Origin of the sequence: Streptomyces millisiae, assembly GCF_031845425.1 — a bacterium.
Taxonomy (GTDB): Bacteria; Actinomycetota; Actinomycetes; order Streptomycetales; family Streptomycetaceae; genus Streptomyces; species Streptomyces millisiae.
Map to the genome: position 1 here is coordinate 40,387 of NZ_JAVREM010000029.1, position 16,625 is coordinate 57,011.

The following is a 16,625-nucleotide window of genomic DNA, read 5'->3' on the forward strand; positions in this document are numbered from 1 at the left end:
GCGGGGTGTGGCGCGCGGCTCGTGAAGCGGTTCATCGGGATGGCGCGCGCCCGGCGGCAAGCGCTTGCTGATGGTGCGCCCAGAGTGTCCCGGCGGGCTCGGCGGGAGTCAAGGGGTGTGCGGGTGTGATGAGTTGGGCCCGTCACCCGGCTGGCGGCGCGGGCGTGGTCGGTGGCAGGCTCGTGCGGGGGCGCTGGCGCTGACCTCGGCGGCGCCCCACGCGACGCGTGGTGATCGTGGACGGCGACGATGCGGCGAACGAGCCGCCCGGCCTGAGCGGGCGAACCCCGCGACGGTCACGGTGGACCCGACCCGTTGTGCGGTGGGCGCCCGTGCGCCGGCGGCTGTCAGTGGGCGGTGGGACGATCGCCGGATGACAGAGGAGATCATCCCGATCCTGCGCGTGAGGGACGCCGCGGCGGCGGTCGCCTGGTACGCGCGGCTCGGCTTCGTCCAGCAGTGGGAGCACCGCTTCGAGCCCGGCCTGCCCGTGTTCACGGAGGTCGCGCGCGGAGCGGTGCGGCTCTTCCTCTCCGAGCACGAGGGGGACGCGCGGCCCGACACCCTGGTCTATCTGCGGGTGCGCGATCTGGACGAGGTCGCGGCGGAGTTCGGGGTTCGGCCGCGGGAGGCGCCGTGGGGCCGCGAGGTGGAGCTGCGCGACCCCGACGGGAACCGGCTGCGGATCGGCACGCCGAGCGGTTGAGCGGTCGCCCGGCCGGCGCGGCTCAGGCCGTCGCCCGTGGCGCGGGCCCGGGCCGGTGCCCGGGCCCGGCGCGGCTCACTTCTTCAGTGGCTGGTTGAAGCGCAGCATGTTGCCCGCCGGGTCGCGGAAGGAGCAGTCGCGGACGCCGTAGGGCTGGTCCGTGGGCTCCTGCAGTACCTCCGCGCCCGAGGCGCTGACGCGTTCGAAGAGGGCGTCGCAGTCGTCCGTGGAGAAGATGACGCCGCGCAGCAGGCCCTTGGCCATCAGCTCCGCCATGGCCTGCTTGTCGGCCGGCGAGGTGTTCGGGTCGGCGGCCGGCGGTTCCAGCACGATGTTCACGTCCGGCTGGGAGGGCGCCCCGACGGTCACCCAGCGCATGCCCTCGAAGCCGACGTCGTTGCGGACCTCCAGGCCGAGCACGTCGCGGTAGAAGGCGATCGCCTTGTCGTGGTCGTCGACGGCGATGAAGCATTGGGAAAGGCTGATGTTCATAGTGATCACGCTACGGCTGGGGGGCGGCGCTCGCTTCTCCGTTTCTGACCGGTCGCGTGTGGATCTTGGCGATGCACGCCGGAATGGCCGCGCCGTGATCATGGTCCCGGGCCCGGTAGGCGCTCGGGCTCTCGCCGACCAGCTGGGTGAAGCGCGTGCTGAAGGAGCCGAGCGACGTACAGCCGACCGCGAAGCAGACCTCGGTCACCGAGAGGTCGCCGCGCCGCAGCAGCGCCTTGGCCCGCTCGACGCGGCGGGTCATCAGGTAGCTGTAGGGCGTCTCGCCGTAGGCGGCGCGGAAGCTGCGGGCGAAGTGGCCGGTCGACATCAGGGCCTCGCGCGCCAGCGCCGGGACGTCCAGCGGCTGGGCGTAGTCGCGGTCCATCCGGTCGCGGGCCCGCCGCAGCCGGCGGAGGTCGTCGAGGTCCTGCCGTCTCACCCGGTCAGTCTGCCACGGTGGGCTCCCCCGATGGGCGGCCGGAACCGATCAGGAATGAAGAAGCGCCGGTCAGAGGCGTGTACCTAGTGTTCGAGCCATGGACATAACCATTCACTGGACCTTCCTCCCGCACGACGACCCCGAGGCGTCCCTGGCCTTCTACCGCGACACCCTCGGCTTCGAGGTCCGCAACGACGTCGGCAGCGGCACGATGCGGTGGATCACCGTCGGCCCCGCCGGTCAGGCCGGTACCGCGATCGTCCTCGAGCCGCCGGCCATGGACCCCGGCATCACCGAGGAGGAGCGGCGCACCATCGTCGAGATGATGGCCAAGGGCAGCTACGGCCGCGTCACCCTGGCCACCACCGACCTGGACGCCACCTTCGCGCGGGTGCGGGACAGCGGCGCCGACGTCGTGCAGGAGCCGACCGACCAGCCGTACGGGTTCCGCGACTGTGCCTTCCGCGACCCCGCGGGCAACATGATCCGTTTCAACGAGGTCCGCTGAACGACCGGGCGACGGTGGCCGTGGTCCGCCGACCGCGACCACCGTCGTGCCGACGAAGGTAAATCAGACATACTGCTCGACGCCGGTCGGATTCAGCCAGGCGACGCCGAGCCCACGACCGCGAGGGCGGCCCTCGCACGACCCGGATCCCCGAGCCGGATCCCGACACCCATGGAGAACACGATGAGCAAGGCCACGGGGAAGGACGCGCCCGCGCCGCACGCCGCCGACAGCCACGATCTGATCCGCGTGCACGGCGCGCGCCAGAACAACCTCAAGGACGTCAGCATCGAGATCCCGAAGCGCCGGCTCACGGTGTTCACCGGCGTCTCGGGCTCCGGCAAGAGCTCCCTGGTCTTCGGCACCATCGCCGGCGAGTCGCAGCGGCTGATCAACGAGACCTACAGCGCCTTCGTCCAGGGCTTCATGCCGACCCTGGCCCGGCCCGAGGTCGACGTGCTCGACGGTCTGACCACCGCCATCGTCGTCGACCAGCAGCGGCTGGGCGCCGACCCCCGTTCCACGGTCGGCACCGTCACCGACGCCAACGCGATGCTGCGGGTCCTCTTCAGCCGGCTCGGGCAGCCGCACATCGGGCCGCCCAGCGCGTACTCCTTCAACACCGCCTCGGTCCGGGCGAGCGGCGCGATCACGGTCGAGCGCGGCGCCAAGAAGGCCGTGAAGGCGACCTACTCCCGCACCGGCGGCATGTGCCCGCGCTGCGAGGGGCGCGGCGCCGTGTCCGACATCGACCTCACCCAGCTCTACGACGACTCCAAGTCGCTCGCCGAGGGCGCGTTCACCATCCCCGGCTGGAAGTCGGACAGCTTCTTCACCGTGCGGGTCTACGCGGAGTCCGGCTTCGTCGACCCGAACAAGCCGATCCGCGAGTTCACCGAGCGGGAGATGGCGGACTTCCTCTACCGGGAGCCGACCAAGGTGAAGGTCGAGGGCGTCAACCTCACCTACGAGGGGCTGATCCCCAAGATCCAGAAGTCGTTCCTGTCCAAGGACAGGGAGGCGATGCAGCCGCACATCCGGGCCTTCGTGGACCGGGCGGTCACCTTCACCGAGTGCCCCGAGTGCGGCGGCACCCGGCTCAGCGAGGCGGCCCGGTCGTCGAAGATCGAGGGGATCAGCATCGCCGACGCGTGCGCCCTGCAGATCAGCGACCTGGCCGAGTGGGTCCGCGGCCTCGACGAGCCCAACGTCGCGCCGCTGCTCACCGCGCTGGGCAGGACCCTGGACTCGTTCGTGGAGATCGGCCTCGGCTACCTGTCGCTGAACCGCTCCTCCGGCACGCTCTCCGGCGGTGAGGCGCAGCGCGTCAAGATGGTCCGGCACCTGGGTTCCTCGCTGACCGACGTGACCTACGTCTTCGACGAGCCGACCATCGGCCTGCACCCGCACGACATCCAGCGGATGAACGACCTGCTGCTGCGGCTGCGGGACAAGGGCAACACGGTGCTGGTGGTGGAGCACAAGCCCGAGGTCATCGCCATCGCCGACCACGTCGTCGACCTCGGCCCGGGCGCCGGCGCGGCCGGCGGCACCGTGTGCTTCGAGGGCACCGTCGAGGGGCTGCGGGCCGGCGACACCATCACCGGCCGGCACCTCGACGACCGGGCCGCCGTCAAGGAGACGGTGCGCCGGCCGACCGGCACGCTGCCGATCCGTGGCGCCGCCACGAACAACCTGCGCGACGTCGACGTGGACATCCCGCTCGGGGTGCTCACCGTCGTCACCGGCGTCGCCGGCTCGGGCAAGAGCTCGCTGCTCCACGGATCGCTGGCCGGGCGCCCAGGGGCGGGCGTGGTGGCGATCGACCAGGCCCCGATCCGCGGCTCGCGGCGGAGCAACCCGGCGACCTACACCGGGCTGCTCGACCCGATCCGCAAGGCCTTCGCGAAGGCCAACGGCGTCAAGCCGGCGCTGTTCAGCGCCAACTCCGAGGGCGCCTGCCCCAACTGCAACGGCGCCGGGGTCGTCTACACCGACCTGGCGATGATGGCCGGCGTCGCCACCCCCTGCGAGGAGTGCGAGGGCAAGCGGTTCCAGGCCGCGGTGCTCGAACACCACCTCGGCGGCCGGGACATCAGCGAGGTGCTCGCCATGTCGGTGGCCGAGGCCGAGGAGTTCTTCGGCGCCGGCGAGGCGCGCACCCCGGCCGCGCACGCCGTGCTCGGCCGGCTCGTCGACGTCGGGCTCGGCTACCTCACGCTCGGCCAGCCGCTCACCACGCTCTCCGGCGGCGAGCGGCAGCGGCTCAAGCTGGCCACCCACATGGCGGAGAAGGGCGGCGTCTACCTCCTGGACGAGCCGACCACCGGCCTTCACCTGGCCGACGTCGAGCAACTGCTCGGCCTGCTCGACCGGCTCGTGGACTCCGGCAAGTCCGTCATCGTGATCGAGCACCACCAGGCGGTCATGGCGCACGCCGACTGGATCATCGACCTCGGCCCGGGCGCCGGCCACGACGGCGGCCGGATCGTCTTCGAGGGCACGCCCGCCGACCTCGTCGCCGCCCGTTCCACCCTCACCGGCCAGCACCTGGCGGCCTATGTCGGTGCCTGACGACCGGGCGGGCGGCGGCGAGCGGGCCCCCGGGGCGTACGATCGTACACATGGTCAAGGAGTACTTCGCGGGCGATCCGCGCACGAACCTGGAGCGGATGCTCGCGGGTGACCTCTACGTCGCCGACGACCCGGAGATCGGCAGGCGGCTGCGGCACGCCATGCGGCTCGCGGCCCGCTACCAGGCCGCCTGCGTCGAGGACCCGGACTCCGCCCGCGCCCTCCTCGTCGAGCTGCTCGGCTCGCTCGGCGAGGGCGCGGAGGTGCGGCCCCCGCTGTACGTCGACTACGGCAGCAACATCACCATCGGGGCCCGCACCTTCGTCAACTACAACCTGACCGCGCTGGACGTCGCCCGGATCACCGTCGGGGCGGACTGCCAGATCGGCCCCAACGTCCAACTGCTCACCCCGACCCACCCCTTGGAGCCCGAGCCGCGCCGCGACAAGCTGGAGGCCGCGCGCCCCATCACCATCGGCGACAACGTCTGGCTCGGCGGCGGGGCGATCGTGCTCGCCGGCGTGACCATCGGCGACAACTCCGTGATCGGCGCCGGCGCGGTGGTCACCAAGGACGTCCCGGCCAACGTCGTCGCGGTCGGCAACCCCGCCCGCCCGGTCCGCGAGCTCTGACGAACGCGGTTCCTGAGCCGCCCCGCTCAGGGACGGTCCGGCGCGGCCGAGCCCGTGCCGGAGCCCGGCAGGGCCCGGACGGTCTCGGCCAGGGAGTCCTCGATCGGGGTCGGGGTGAGGCCGAAGGTCTCGGTCGCGGCGGTGGAGTCGAGGACGAAGGGCGCCCTGAACTGGTACTGGGTCTCGCGCAGTTCGCGGACCAGGGGGTCGAACAGGCCGCCGAGCCACAGCACCGGGCGCGGCATGGTGGCCAGCCGGGGGGCGGGGGCGCCGGCGATGTCGCAGGCGAGCGAGGTGAGTTGGCGGATGGAACGCGGCGGGGCGCTCGGCACGTGCCAGGGGCGGCCCCAGGCGCGCTCGTCCTCGGCGGCCGCGACCAGCGTGCGGGCGACGTCGCCGACATAGGTCCAGCTGTGCGGGGCGTCGAGGTCGGCGGGGACGCGGGCCCGGCGGCCGGCCAGGGCCGCGGGGAGCACGGCGGCGGTCAGCATGGTGAGGGTGCCGGCGCCCAGGTAGTCGGCGCCGCGGACCTCGGTGGCCCGGACCCGCCCGGCCTCGTGCGCGGCCAGCGCCTCCTGCCACAGGCGGGCCCTGACGCGGCCCTTGACGCCCGTCGCGCGCAGCGGGGCCGTCTCCGTGATGGCGCCGTCCACCGGGCCGTACCCGTAGAGGTTCGAGGCGGTGGCCAGCACGGCGCCGCTGGACTCGGCGGCACCCAGCACGGCGGCGGCCAGCGGCGGCCACTCCTCGGCCCAGCGGTGGTAGGGCGGGGCGGCGCAGTTGTAGAGGGCCGTCGCCCCCTCGGCGAGCTCCGCGAGCCGGGCGGCGTCGGTGGCGTCCGCGACGACCCGCTCGATCGCCGGGTGCTCGGGGCCCGTGCCACGCCGCGTCAACAGGCGCACCCGCTCGCCGCGTTCGGCGAGAAGAAGGGCGGTGGCCGTGCCGACCGGGCCGGCTCCGACGATCACGTGCTGGGGCATGACGTTGACCTCCTGGTACGCCGTTCTGTTTCGAGAACGGTGTTCTCTGTGTGGGGGTAACCGTACACACGGGAACCCTGCCGCGCAAGAACAGTGTTCTCGAATCGCTCCCCCGTTCTCCTCGCGTGCCATAATCCGGTGTCATGCCAGGAAGAACACTCCGCGAACGCGTGCGTGCCGAGATCACCGAGGAGATCCTGGCGGTCGCCCGTCGGCATCTGGCCTCCGAGGGGGCCAATCTCTCCCTGCGCGCCGTGGCCCGCGACACCGGGCTGGTGCCGTCGGCGCTCTACCGCTACTTCGACAGCCGGGACGCCCTGCTCAGCGCCCTGATCACCGAGGCGTACGAGGCGTTGGCCGACGCGGTGGACGCCGCTGTCGCCGCCTCGCCGACAGCGGGCCAGGCCGACCGCTGGTTCGCCCTCTGCCACGCCGTGCGCACCTGGGCGCTCGCGCATCCGGCCGAGTACGCCCTGATCTACGGCAGTCCGGTGCCCGGTTACGTCGCGCCGCGGGAGACGGTGGGACCCGCCGCTCGGATCCTGCTCACGCTCACCGGCATCCTGTTCGCCAGCGCGTCCGGCGGCGGCCGCCAGGCCGTGCCCGAGCGGCCGCTGCCGCCCGCGATGCGGGAGGACGTACGGCGGCTGATGGGCTACTGGCCCACCGAGCCCCCCGAACTGCCCGTGCCGCCGGACGGGGTGCTCGCCATGGCGCTGACCCTGTGGACGCAGCTCTTCGGCCTGGTCACATTCGAGTGCTTCGGCCGGCTCGACGGCATGATCGACGCCCGCCACGAGTACTTCGACCACCAGGTGCGGGTCATGGCCGACCTGGCCGGCCTCGACGCGCCCGACCCCGCCGGCCCACCGGTGGAGACCTGACAACGGTCCTGGCTCAGCTCGGGCAGCTGCCAGCGCACGGCGGGGAGCGCGGCGAACGCCGGCGCGGCCGGTGAGTGGGCCGGCAGGCAGGGCGGCGCGGCGGTAATCCCCTGGCCGGCTGTCAGTGGTGGCTGGGAGCATCGGGGGCATGGACACGGAGCGGGGGAGGAGCCCGGTCGAGGCGCGGAGCCGCGAGGAGTTGGCGGCGCTGGTCGGCTCGGGGGCGCGGGTGAGGTGGCTGATGTTCTGGCGGCATCGGCCGCCGGAGGCGGACGGCTCGGTGGGGCCGGGGGTGTTCAGCCAGTGGTGCCCCTCGCCCTTCGTCGTGGACGGGCAGGAGTACGCCACCGCCGAGCACTGGATGATGGCCGGCAAGGCACGGCTCTTCGACGACGCGCGCTCGGTGGAGCGGATCCTCGCGGCCCGGCATCCGGCCGAGGCCCAGAAGCTGGGGCGGCGGGTGCGCGGCTTCGACGAGCGGCGCTGGGCGGCGGCCCGCTTCGAGCTCGTGGTCCGGGGGAACGTGGCGAAGTTCGGCCAGGACCCGGCCCTGCGCGCCTACCTGCTGGGGACGCGCGACCGGGTGCTGGTCGAGGCGAGTCCGCTGGACCGGATATGGGGCATCGGCCTGGCGGCGGACGACGACCGGGCGGAGCACCCGGCGTGCTGGCCCGGCACGAACCTGCTCGGCTTCGCCCTCATGGAGGCGAGGGCCAGGCTGGCCGCGGCCCGGGGGGACTGACACCGCCGCCGGGACGTGGGGGTGTTGAGGTGTCGGAGCCTCGCGCTGTCAGGTCCGCCTGCCTGACTTCGGCTGTGTGCACGAATCCGCACTGTCGTCCTCAGCCAGGTGAGAAGGGCGCGGCGTAGCCGGCGGCCCGACACGTCGCGAACGGTTCGTCGCGGCGGCGGTCGAGCGGAGCGTGACCCCGGTCAGCCCGTCATGAGCTCGTCCCCGATCCACGCGGTGACCGACCCGTGGCGCGGGGACCAGCCCAACTCCCGGCGGGCGCGGGAGGCGCGGACCCGGCTGTTGGAGCCGAGGGCGTAGACGGCGGGCTCGTAGCCCCAGGCGTCGATGGCGGCCTCGACGTCCCACGGCTCGGGACCCGCGACGCCCAGCCGCTCGGCGATGGCGGCGGTGATCGCGGCGAAGGACTCCTCGCCGTTCTCCACGAAGTGGAAGGAGCCGGCGGGGGACTTGGTGAGGGCGCGGAGGTAGAGGTCGGCGACGTCCGCGATGTGGACGTTCGACCAGATGTTCAGGCCGCGGCCGACATGGCGGGCGACGCCGCTGGCGCGGGCCTGGCGGACCAGGGCCGGGATCTGGACGCTGTCGCGCGCCGGGCCGAGCCCGTGGCCGTAGATCAGTGTGTTGCACAGCACCGTGGAGCGGACGCCGGCATCGGCTGCCGCCAGGACGAGGCGGTCGATGGCGACGCGGGCCGCCTTGTCGGGGGCGGGACGCCAGGTCGAGCCGGGAGCCATGATCTCCTCGGCGAAGACCGTGTCCGACGGCTCGCCGCGTGAGTCGGTTCCGACGATGCTGGAGCCGCTGGTGTGGAGCAGTGGCTTGCCGGAGCCGGCCAGGCCGGCGATCAGCGCCTCGACCGCGCCCCGGTGGTCGCTGTCGGCCGCGTTGACCACGGCGTCCGCCGCGCCGGCCTGTGCGGTGAGGAGGGTGGCGTCGTCGAGCGTCCCCACGACCGGGGCGATGCCCAGCCGGTCGAGCGCGTCGGCCTTTGCGGGGTCGCGGGTGAGGCCGACGACCGTGTGGCCGGCGGCGACGAGACGCACGGCGACCGAGCCGCCGATGTATCCGGTCGCGCCGGTGACCAGCACCTTCATGAGGGTTCGCTCCTGTGCGGCGAGAGGCATCCTTGCGTACGCCGACTATTCTCCATCGTGATAGCAGGCGTATGCAAGTAAATGCGATGCCGGGGAGGGCGCGCCGCCTAGAGACCGCGGGCGGCTCAGTCGTCCGCGGTCTCCAGGCGGCGGGCGATGGCCCGCAGGCCGAGGGCCAGGTCGGCGGCGCTCGGGGCGCGGTCGGGGTCGACCAGCCACTGGTGGATGAGGCCGATGGTCAGGGCCATGTGGACCGAGCCGATGGCCCGCGCCTCCCGCTCTTCGCCGTCCGCCTCGGTGCCGACGCCGTGCAGTTCCTCCGCCATCCGGGGACGGGACCGCTCCAGGGCCTCGGCGATCTGCCGGCGGATGTCCTCGGAGCGCTCGGCCTGGGCGTAGGCCTCCACGGCGGCGACCAGCATCGGTCGGTGCGTGGTGACCGACTCGATGATGTCCGACCACATCCGGTCGAGCCGTTCGGCGTCGTCCCCTTCGGCCGCCGGCTCGGACCGCGGCACCGTGCGGTCGCCCCACTCGTGCAGCGCTTCGAGCAGGGCGGCGTTGAGCAGGGCCTCCTTCGAGCCGTAGTGGTAGTTGATGGTGCCGAGCGGGGCCTCGGCGGCCGCGGCGAGGTCGCGCGAGGTGATGCGGGCGTAGCCGCGTTCCGCCAGGAGGCGCCTGGCGCCGGCCATCAACCGCTCACGGTGTCCCATGCGGGCACCCTATCGCGGGCTTGAACGACCGTTCAGACGAGCCGTCGTACGGCCGCCGCCGCCTTGAGGTCCGCCCACAGTCCCGGACCGGCCGCGACGCGCGGACCGAGCCTGAGCACCGTCGTCTTCTCCAGACCCCGGACGTGGAGATGGACCTCCGTCGGGCCGGGGTGGGCCGACACGGCCTCCTTCAGGCGCCGTACCGAGGCCGGGGTGATCGCGGACTCCGCGATCTCGAGCCGGACCGGGGCGTCGGAGCCGGCGTGGCTCAGGTCTGGTACCTGGAGTTCCATGGCGACGAGGCGGGGGACGTCCTCGCGTTTGTCGAGGCGTCCCTTGACGAAGACGACGGCGTCCTCGACGAGTTGGGTGGAGACGAGCTGGTAGGTGGCGGGGAAGAACATGCAGTCGAGGGAGCCGCCGAGGTCCTCGACGGTGGCGATGGCCCAGGGGTTGCCCTGTTTGGTCATCTTCCGTTGGAGCCCGGAGATGATGCCACCGATGGTGACCACGGCCCCGTCCGGGTAGTCGCCGCCGTTGAGCGCCGAGATCGCCGCGTCCGCCTTCTCGTCCAGGATGTGCTCGATCCCGAACAACGGGTGGTCCGACACATACAGACCCAACATCTCCCGCTCCTGCGCCAGGAGTCGGGGCTTGGGCCACTCCGCCTCCGCGAAGTCGACCGGCGGGCCGAGCACCGGCGAGGAGTCGGAGGACGCCGCGCCGGCGCCGCCGAACAGGTCGAACTGCCCCTCGGCCTCCCGCCGTTTGACCGCGACCGCCGCGTCGATCAGCGGCTCGAACCGCTCGGCGAGACCTCGCCGGGTGTGGCCGAGCTGGTCGAAGGCGCCCGCCTTGATCAGCGACTCGGTGGCCCGCTTGGTGCAGACCACGACCTCGGCCTTGTCGAGGTAGTCGGTGAAGTCGGCGTACTTCCCCCTCGAGTCGCGGGTGCGGATGATCGAGTCCACCACGTTCCGGCCCACGTTGCGGACGGCCGTCAGGCCGAAGCGGATCCGGTCGGCTCCGCTGGGCGTGAAGTCGGCGTCCGACTCGTTGACGTCCGGCGGCAGCACCCTGATGCCCATCCGGCGGCACTCGTTGAGGTAGACGGCCATCTTGTCCTTGTCGTCCTTGACGGACGTCAGGACGCCCGCCATGTACTCGGCCGGATGGTTGGCCTTGAGGTAGGCCGTCCAGTAGGAGACCAGGGCGTAGGCGGCGGCGTGCGCCTTGTTGTAGGCGTAGCCGGCGAACGGCACCAGGGTGTCCCACACGGCCTGGATCGCCTCGTCCGAGTAGCCCCGGTCCCGCGCCCCGCGCTGGAAGGTGACGAACTCCTTCGCCAGCACCTCGGGTTTCTTCTTGCCCATGGCGCGGCGGAGCAGGTCGGCCTGTCCGAGCGAGTAGCCGGCGAGCACCTGGGCCGCCTTCTGCACCTGCTCCTGGTAGACCACCAGGCCGTAGGTGACGTCCAGGACGTCGCGCAGCGGATCCGCCAACTCCGGGTGGATCGGGGTGATCTCCTGCTGGCCGTTCTTGCGGAGGGCGTAGTTGATGTGGCTGTTCATGCCCATCGGGCCCGGACGGTACAGGGCGGTGACCGCCGTGATGTCCTCGAAGTGGTTCGGCTTCATCATGCGCAGCAGCGACCGCATCGCGCTGCCGTCGAACTGGAAGACGCCCAACGTGTCGCCGCGCCCCAGGAGTTCGAAGGTGGCGCGGTCGTCCAGCGGCAGCGCGAGCAGGTCGAGCCGGTCGCCGCCGGCGCGCTCGATCAGCGCCAGCGCGTCGTCCATGATCGTGAGGTTGCGCAGGCCGAGGAAGTCCATCTTCAGCAGGCCGAGCGCCTCACAGGTGGGGTAGTCCCACTGGGTGATGGTGACCCGGTCGGTGTGCCTGACCCAGACCGGGATGTGGTCGGTGACGGGCTCGCTGGACATGATCACGCCGGCCGCGTGCACTCCCATCTGCCGGACCAGGCCCTCCACACCCCGCGCGGTGTCGATGACCTTCCTGACGTCCGGCTCGTTCTCGTACATCGACCTGACCTCGGCCGCCTCGGCGTAGCGCGGGTGGTCCCTGTCGGTGATGCCGGAGAGCGGGATGCCCTTGCCGCCGACGTCCGCCGGCATGGCCTTGGTGACGCGGTCGCCCATCGCGTACGGGTAGCCGAGGACCCGGGTGGCGTCCTTGATGGCGTTCTTGGCCTTGATGGTGCCGTAGGTGCCGATCAGGCAGACCTTGTCGGCGCCGTACTTCTCGGTGACGTACCGGATGACCTCGCCGCGCCTGCGCTCGTCGAAGTCGATGTCGACGTCCGGCATGGAGACGCGCTCGGGGTTGAGGAACCGCTCGAAGATCAGCCCGTGGTCGAGGGGGTCGAGGTCGGTGATGCCCATCGCGTAGGAGACCAGCGAACCGGCCGCCGAGCCGCGCCCTGGACCCACCGCGATGCCCTGCGACTTGGCCCACATGATGAAGTCCGCGACCACGAGGAAGTAGCCGGGGAACCCCATCTGGATGATGACGTCCATCTCGTACTCGGCCTGGCGGCGGTGGCGTTCGGTGACCCCGCCCGGGTAGCGGCGGGCCATGCCGCGCGCGACCTCCTCGCGGAACCAGGAGACCTCGGTGTGCCCCTCGGGCACGTCGAACCGCGGCATCAGGTCGCGCTTCTCGAACCAGCCCGTGGTGTCGACCCGTCGGGCGAGGAGCATGGTGTTGGCGCAGCCCTGCTGCCAGGCGTCCGAGGAGTCGATGGCGTACATCTCCTCGGGCGACTTCAGGTAGTAGCCCGTGCCGTCGAACCGGAAGCGGTCCGGGTCGGAGAGGTTCTTGCCGGTCTGGATGCAGAGCAGGGCGTCGTGCGCGCTCGCCTCGGCGGCGTGGGTGTAGTGCGAGTCGTTGGTGACGATCGGCGGGATGCCGAGCTTCCTCCCGATCTCCAGCAGCCCGTCCCGGACCCGGGTCTCGATGTCGAGACCGTGGTCCATCAACTCCAGGAAGTAGTTGTCGGCCCCGAAGATGTCCCGGTAGTCGGCGGCGGCCCTGAGCGCCTCCTCGGGCTGGCCGAGGCGGAGCCTGGTCTGCACCTCGCCGGACGGGCAGCCCGTCGAGGCGGCGAGACCGGCGGCGTGTCCGGCGATCGTCTCCTTGTCCATCCGGGGCCACTTGACGAAGAAGCCCTCCGCGTAGGCGTCCGAGGACAGCTTGAAGAGGTTGTGCAGGCCGGTCTTGTCGACGGCCCAGATCGTCTTGTGCGTGTAACCACCGGAACCGGAGACGTCGTCCTTCTTCTGGTGCGGCTGTCCCCACTGCACCCGCCGCTTGTGCCGCCGCGACTCCGGCGCCACATACGCCTCGATCCCGATGATCGGCGTCACCCCGGCACCCGTCGCCTGCTGGAAGAAGTCGTACGCCCCGTGCAGGTTCCCGTGGTCCGTCACGGCCAGGTGCGTCATGCCGTGTGCCCGGCATGCGGCGAACAGGTCCCCCAGCCGGGCCGCGCCGTCCAGCAGCGAGTACTGGGTGTGGACGTGCAGATGGGTGAAGCCCCGGTCGTTCGCGTTGCCCATGGGGGCACACCCTACCCGAGTTTTGAACGAGCGTTCAGGACGTACGTTCAAACCGGAAAGGGGGTGCCGACGGGCGGCCGGCTCCGTAGGGTCGACGGCATGGGAGCGACCGGCGAGTTGCTGAACGTGGTGGACGTCGAGGCGACGTGTTGGACCGGCCAGCCGCCACCCGGCCAGGTCAGCGAGATCATCGAGATCGGCCTCACGGTGGTGGACCTGGCGGCCGGTGAGCGGCTCGACCGGCACCGGGTCGTGGTGCGGCCGGCCAGGTCGAGGGTCAGCGCCTTCTGCACCGAGCTGACGGGCCTCACCCAGGCCGAGGTGGACCGGGGTGTGTCCTTCGCCGAGGCGTGCCGGCTGCTGGCGGTGGAACACCGGGCGGGGCCGCGCCCGTGGGCGAGCTGGGGCGACTACGACCGCAGGCAGTTCACCCGCCAGTGCCAGGCGACCGGCGTCCCCTATCCGTTCGGCCGCCGCCACACCAACGCGAAGCTGGCCTTCACCGAGGGCTACGGCCTGCGCAAGCGCCCCGGCATGGACCGCGCCCTGGAGATCGCCGGGCTGCCGCTGGAAGGCCGGCACCACCGGGGCGAGGACGACGCCTGGAACATCGCCGCGCTCGTCCTCGACCTGGTGGGCAGGGGCGCCTGGCCTGCCAGTTAGCCCGTCGCCGCGCCGGTCGGCACCGCCTCCGGCGCGCGCGCCGCGTGGCGGGGGAGCAGCGTCGTGGCCGCGAGTGCCACGGCGAGCAGCGCGGCGGCGAGCAGGAGCGTGTCGTGGAAGGCGTCGCCGACGGTCGTGACGTCCGGCGCGAGGCCCTGCGTCCTGGCGAAGAAGAACGTGCCCATCACGGCGACCCCGACCGCGGCGGCGAGCTGGGTGACGGTGTTGAAGAGCGCCGATCCCGAACCGGCGTGCTCGGGCGGCACGTCGGTCAGCGTCAGCTGGATGATGGGCGCGACCACCAGACCCATGCCGGCGCCGCCGAGCGCCACGCTCGGCAGCAGGTCGAGGAAGCCGGTGTCCGGGGTCGCGCCGGCCGCTGTCCGGGCCATCAGCAGCAGCGCGAGCGCGAGCACCACGAGACCCGCCCGCACGGTGAGCCGGCCGATCCTGGGCAGCAGCACGGCGGCGCCGAGCGCGGCCAGCACGGCCACCGAGATCGACCAGGGCACCAGCGTGAGACCGGCCTCCAGCGGCGCCATGCCGACGCCGACCTGGAGGAACTGCATCATCACCATGAAGAAGCCCATCACGGGCACGGAGAAGAGGAGTTGGACGAGCAGCCCGCCGGCGAGCGAGCGGTGGCGGAACAGCGACACGGCGACCAGCGGCGAGCCTCCGGCACGCTCGGCCCGGCGCTGCCGCAGGACGAACGCCACCAGCACGGCCCCGCCCGCCAGCAGGCAGCCGGTGGCCCAACCCGGCCAGCGCCCGCCGTCGGACGCGGCGATCAGCGGGTAGAGCAGCAGGAGCAGCCCCGCGGTCGAGACCAGCACCCCCGGGATGTCGAGCCGCGGCGGAGCCTCGGCGCGGCTCTCCGGCAGCAGGCGGATCGAGGCGTAGGCGGTGGCGAGACCAAGCGGCACGTTGACCCAGAAGACCAGCCGCCAGCCGGTGCCGGCCAGGTCGGCCTCCGTGAGCGCCGGCCCGAGGATCGGCCCGAGGGTGGCGGCCAGGCCGGTGAGCGAGGCGAACCCGGCCATCGGGCCGCCTCGTTCGTGTGGCGCGTAGAGCAGCTGGATCTGGGCCAGCACCTGCGGGACCATGGCCGCCGCGAACAGGCCCTGGGCCACCCGGCTGGCGATCAACATGCCAGGATTCAGGGCCAGCGCGCACAGCGCCGAGGCGGCGGTGAAGCCGAGCACGCCCGCGACGAAGACCCGCCGGTGGCCGGCGATGTCGCCGAGCCTGGCCCCGCTGATCAGCCCGGCGCCGAGCGCCAGCGTGTAGGCGCTCAGCATCCACTGGAGCTGCGCGGGAGAGGCACCGAGGTCGGCCTGGATGGAGGGAAGGGTGACGGTGAGGATCGTGACGTCGATCAGGTCGATGAACGCTGCGAGCAGGATGGCGGTCAAGGCCAGCGTTCGGGTTCTTCCGGGCGGCAGGGACGACACCCGCGGCTCCTCTCGGCCGGTGGTGGGGTGATGGGATGCGCGATGCGTGAGATGTGACTGAGCGGCGCAGTTACTGCATCGCTCATTATCTGAATGAGTAAGATAAATCTCCGAGTGAAAGGCGTCAAACCCGTGCCCGAGCCCGAGCCCGCCCCCGACTCCGCGGCCGCCCGGCTGATCGACGAGATCCTCTACCTGATGCCGGACATGGCGACCGCGACGGTCCAGCTCAACGAGCTGGTGGCCGGGCGCCTCGGCGTCTCCACCACCGACCTGCAGTGCCTCCACGCGCTCGCCAAGGCCGACGGGCCACTCGGCGCCGGCGCGCTGGCCACCCGGCTCGCCCGCACCACGGGCGCCGTCACCCGCATGATCGACCGTCTCGAGGCGGCCGGCTACGTCGAGCGTGCCGCCGACCCCAACGACCGCCGCCGCGCCCTGGTGCGCGTCACCGAGCGGGGAAGGACCCTCCCCGCCGCCCACTACGACGGCATGGGCCGCCGGGCCACCGAGCTGCTCTCACGCTTCGACGAGCGCCAACTCCGCGCCGTGCTCACCTTCGTGGCCGCCACCCGGGACGACGCCATGACCGAGGCCACACTGCTGCGCGAGACGCCCGCCGCGGAGGACGAGGGGCGGGCACGATGACCCAACGCGCCTACGTCGACGCCCTGATCATCTTCGAGCGCGCCGGGCAGGTGCTGCTCGCCGAACGGGCCAACACCGGCTACGCGGACGGCCGGCTCAACCTGCCCAGCGGCAAGGTCGAACACGGCGAGAGCGTGGTGCGGGCTGCGGTCCGCGAGGCACGCGAGGAGGTCGGCGTCGACGTCGACCCGGCCGCGCTACGGATCGTGCACACCATGCACTACCGATCCCCCGAGGGTTCCGCGCGCGTCGGCTTCTTCTTCGCCACCAACCGCTGGGCCGGCGCCCTGCACAACGCCGAACCGCACAAGTGCGCGGGCCTGTTCTGGCACGACCCGCGCCGCCTGCCCGGCACCGTCGTCCGCTACAACGCGCTGGGCATCGGCCACTACCTGCGGGGCGAACCGGCGTCCGTGCACGGCTGGTAGGAGCCTTGCCACGGCCCGGGCGGAGGCGGTCGCCTGACGGACCGTGAACCGCGGGAGATAGCCTGCGCACAGGTTCCG

The 16,625-nt window shown here is 72.2% G+C and carries 16 protein-coding genes; 9 read left to right on the top strand and 7 right to left on the bottom strand.

What is annotated here, in order from left to right; genetic code table 11:
* The first annotated feature begins 373 nt into the window (after positions 1 to 373).
* Positions 374 to 706, top strand: coding sequence for a glyoxalase superfamily protein (locus RNC47_RS20920; protein WP_311600977.1), 333 nt, complete (start codon positions 374 to 376; stop codon positions 704 to 706).
* A gap of 75 nt (positions 707 to 781) precedes the next feature.
* Here the strand turns inward: RNC47_RS20920 and RNC47_RS20925 are convergent, their stop codons facing one another.
* Both RNC47_RS20925 and RNC47_RS20930 read right to left on the bottom strand, forming a co-directional pair.
* The gene (locus RNC47_RS20925; RefSeq protein ID WP_311600979.1) at positions 782 to 1,198 is read right to left on the bottom strand and encodes a VOC family protein; all 417 of its coding nucleotides are present in this window, start codon (positions 1,196 to 1,198) and stop codon (positions 782 to 784) included.
* 10 nt (positions 1,199 to 1,208) lie between these two features.
* The gene (locus RNC47_RS20930; protein WP_311601009.1) at positions 1,209 to 1,583 is read right to left on the bottom strand and encodes a helix-turn-helix transcriptional regulator; all 375 of its coding nucleotides are present in this window, start codon (positions 1,581 to 1,583) and stop codon (positions 1,209 to 1,211) included.
* A gap of 151 nt (positions 1,584 to 1,734) precedes the next feature.
* On the opposite strand from RNC47_RS20930, the gene RNC47_RS20935 reads away from it, so the two are divergent.
* From RNC47_RS20935 to RNC47_RS20945, 3 genes are all read left to right on the top strand, one after another.
* The gene (locus RNC47_RS20935; protein WP_311600980.1) at positions 1,735 to 2,145 is read left to right on the top strand and encodes a VOC family protein; all 411 of its coding nucleotides are present in this window, start codon (positions 1,735 to 1,737) and stop codon (positions 2,143 to 2,145) included.
* A gap of 183 nt (positions 2,146 to 2,328) precedes the next feature.
* Positions 2,329 to 4,719, top strand: coding sequence for an excinuclease ABC subunit UvrA (locus RNC47_RS20940; protein ID WP_311600981.1), 2,391 nt, complete (start codon positions 2,329 to 2,331; stop codon positions 4,717 to 4,719).
* A 50-nt stretch (positions 4,720 to 4,769) separates the two neighbouring features.
* Entirely contained in the window at positions 4,770 to 5,351 is a 582-nt protein-coding gene (locus tag RNC47_RS20945) for a sugar O-acetyltransferase (RefSeq protein ID WP_311600982.1), read from the top strand.
* 26 nt (positions 5,352 to 5,377) lie between these two features.
* Here RNC47_RS20945 and RNC47_RS20950 read toward each other — a convergent pair whose 3' ends face one another.
* Entirely contained in the window at positions 5,378 to 6,331 is a 954-nt protein-coding gene (locus RNC47_RS20950; RefSeq protein WP_311600983.1) for an NAD-dependent epimerase/dehydratase family protein, read from the bottom strand.
* A gap of 143 nt (positions 6,332 to 6,474) precedes the next feature.
* Here RNC47_RS20950 and RNC47_RS20955 point away from each other — a divergent pair, with 143 nt between their 5' ends.
* On the top strand, positions 6,475 to 7,215 hold the full coding sequence (locus tag RNC47_RS20955; protein WP_311600984.1) for a TetR/AcrR family transcriptional regulator: 741 nt from the start codon (positions 6,475 to 6,477) through the stop codon (positions 7,213 to 7,215).
* A gap of 148 nt (positions 7,216 to 7,363) precedes the next feature.
* Positions 7,364 to 7,957 carry an NADAR family protein gene (locus RNC47_RS20960; protein WP_311600985.1) on the top strand — a complete coding sequence of 198 codons (594 nt, stop codon included), beginning with the start codon at positions 7,364 to 7,366 and terminating at the stop codon, positions 7,955 to 7,957.
* A gap of 191 nt (positions 7,958 to 8,148) precedes the next feature.
* Here the strand turns inward: RNC47_RS20960 and RNC47_RS20965 are convergent, their stop codons facing one another.
* The 3 genes from RNC47_RS20965 to dnaE form a co-directional block, all read right to left on the bottom strand.
* Entirely contained in the window at positions 8,149 to 9,063 is a 915-nt protein-coding gene (locus tag RNC47_RS20965; RefSeq protein ID WP_311600986.1) for an NAD-dependent epimerase/dehydratase family protein, read from the bottom strand.
* A gap of 125 nt (positions 9,064 to 9,188) precedes the next feature.
* Positions 9,189 to 9,776: a TetR/AcrR family transcriptional regulator gene (locus RNC47_RS20970; protein WP_311600987.1), complete on the bottom strand. Its 588-nt coding sequence runs from the start codon at positions 9,774 to 9,776 to the stop codon at positions 9,189 to 9,191.
* Between the two features lie 32 nt (positions 9,777 to 9,808).
* Positions 9,809 to 13,354 carry a DNA polymerase III subunit alpha gene (gene dnaE / locus RNC47_RS20975; RefSeq protein ID WP_311600988.1) on the bottom strand — a complete coding sequence of 1,182 codons (3,546 nt, stop codon included), beginning with the start codon at positions 13,352 to 13,354 and terminating at the stop codon, positions 9,809 to 9,811.
* A 99-nt stretch (positions 13,355 to 13,453) separates the two neighbouring features.
* Here dnaE and RNC47_RS20980 point away from each other — a divergent pair, with 99 nt between their 5' ends.
* On the top strand, positions 13,454 to 14,017 hold the full coding sequence (locus RNC47_RS20980; RefSeq protein ID WP_311600989.1) for a 3'-5' exonuclease: 564 nt from the start codon (positions 13,454 to 13,456) through the stop codon (positions 14,015 to 14,017).
* On the opposite strand, the gene RNC47_RS20985 is transcribed toward RNC47_RS20980, so the two are convergent.
* Positions 14,014 to 15,432, bottom strand: a complete 1,419-nt coding sequence (locus RNC47_RS20985; RefSeq protein ID WP_311600990.1) for an MFS transporter — start codon at positions 15,430 to 15,432, stop codon at positions 14,014 to 14,016. The two genes, RNC47_RS20980 and RNC47_RS20985, sit on opposite strands and share 4 nt — an antisense overlap.
* Before the next feature lie 171 nt (positions 15,433 to 15,603).
* On the opposite strand from RNC47_RS20985, the gene RNC47_RS20990 reads away from it, so the two are divergent.
* Together RNC47_RS20990 and RNC47_RS20995 are read left to right on the top strand one after the other, a co-directional pair.
* Positions 15,604 to 16,119 carry a MarR family winged helix-turn-helix transcriptional regulator gene (locus RNC47_RS20990; RefSeq protein WP_311600992.1) on the top strand — a complete coding sequence of 172 codons (516 nt, stop codon included), beginning with the start codon at positions 15,604 to 15,606 and terminating at the stop codon, positions 16,117 to 16,119.
* Positions 16,116 to 16,547 carry an NUDIX hydrolase gene (locus RNC47_RS20995; protein ID WP_311600993.1) on the top strand — a complete coding sequence of 144 codons (432 nt, stop codon included), beginning with the start codon at positions 16,116 to 16,118 and terminating at the stop codon, positions 16,545 to 16,547. The genes RNC47_RS20990 and RNC47_RS20995 overlap by 4 nt, the downstream gene beginning before the upstream one ends.
* Positions 16,548 to 16,625: the final 78 nt, after the last annotated feature.

Bases quoted from the DNA above. Each gene is read 5' to 3' on its own strand.
- dnaE (WP_311600988.1), bottom strand. From the start codon at position 13,354: ATGGGCAACGCGAACGACCGGGGCTTCACCCATCTGCACGTCCACACC.
- RNC47_RS20945 (WP_311600982.1), top strand. From the start codon at position 4,770: ATGGTCAAGGAGTACTTCGCGGGCGATCCGCGCACGAACCTGGAGCGG.
- RNC47_RS20995 (WP_311600993.1), top strand. From the start codon at position 16,116: ATGACCCAACGCGCCTACGTCGACGCCCTGATCATCTTCGAGCGCGCC.
- RNC47_RS20960 (WP_311600985.1), top strand. From the start codon at position 7,364: ATGGACACGGAGCGGGGGAGGAGCCCGGTCGAGGCGCGGAGCCGCGAG.
- RNC47_RS20980 (WP_311600989.1), top strand. From the start codon at position 13,454: ATGGGAGCGACCGGCGAGTTGCTGAACGTGGTGGACGTCGAGGCGACG.
- RNC47_RS20925 (WP_311600979.1), bottom strand. From the start codon at position 1,198: ATGAACATCAGCCTTTCCCAATGCTTCATCGCCGTCGACGACCACGAC.
- RNC47_RS20940 (WP_311600981.1), top strand. From the start codon at position 2,329: ATGAGCAAGGCCACGGGGAAGGACGCGCCCGCGCCGCACGCCGCCGAC.
- RNC47_RS20970 (WP_311600987.1), bottom strand. From the start codon at position 9,776: ATGGGACACCGTGAGCGGTTGATGGCCGGCGCCAGGCGCCTCCTGGCG.
- RNC47_RS20935 (WP_311600980.1), top strand. From the start codon at position 1,735: ATGGACATAACCATTCACTGGACCTTCCTCCCGCACGACGACCCCGAG.
- RNC47_RS20965 (WP_311600986.1), bottom strand. From the start codon at position 9,063: ATGAAGGTGCTGGTCACCGGCGCGACCGGATACATCGGCGGCTCGGTC.
- RNC47_RS20920 (WP_311600977.1), top strand. From the start codon at position 374: ATGACAGAGGAGATCATCCCGATCCTGCGCGTGAGGGACGCCGCGGCG.
- RNC47_RS20950 (WP_311600983.1), bottom strand. From the start codon at position 6,331: ATGCCCCAGCACGTGATCGTCGGAGCCGGCCCGGTCGGCACGGCCACC.
- RNC47_RS20955 (WP_311600984.1), top strand. From the start codon at position 6,475: ATGCCAGGAAGAACACTCCGCGAACGCGTGCGTGCCGAGATCACCGAG.
- RNC47_RS20930 (WP_311601009.1), bottom strand. From the start codon at position 1,583: ATGGACCGCGACTACGCCCAGCCGCTGGACGTCCCGGCGCTGGCGCGC.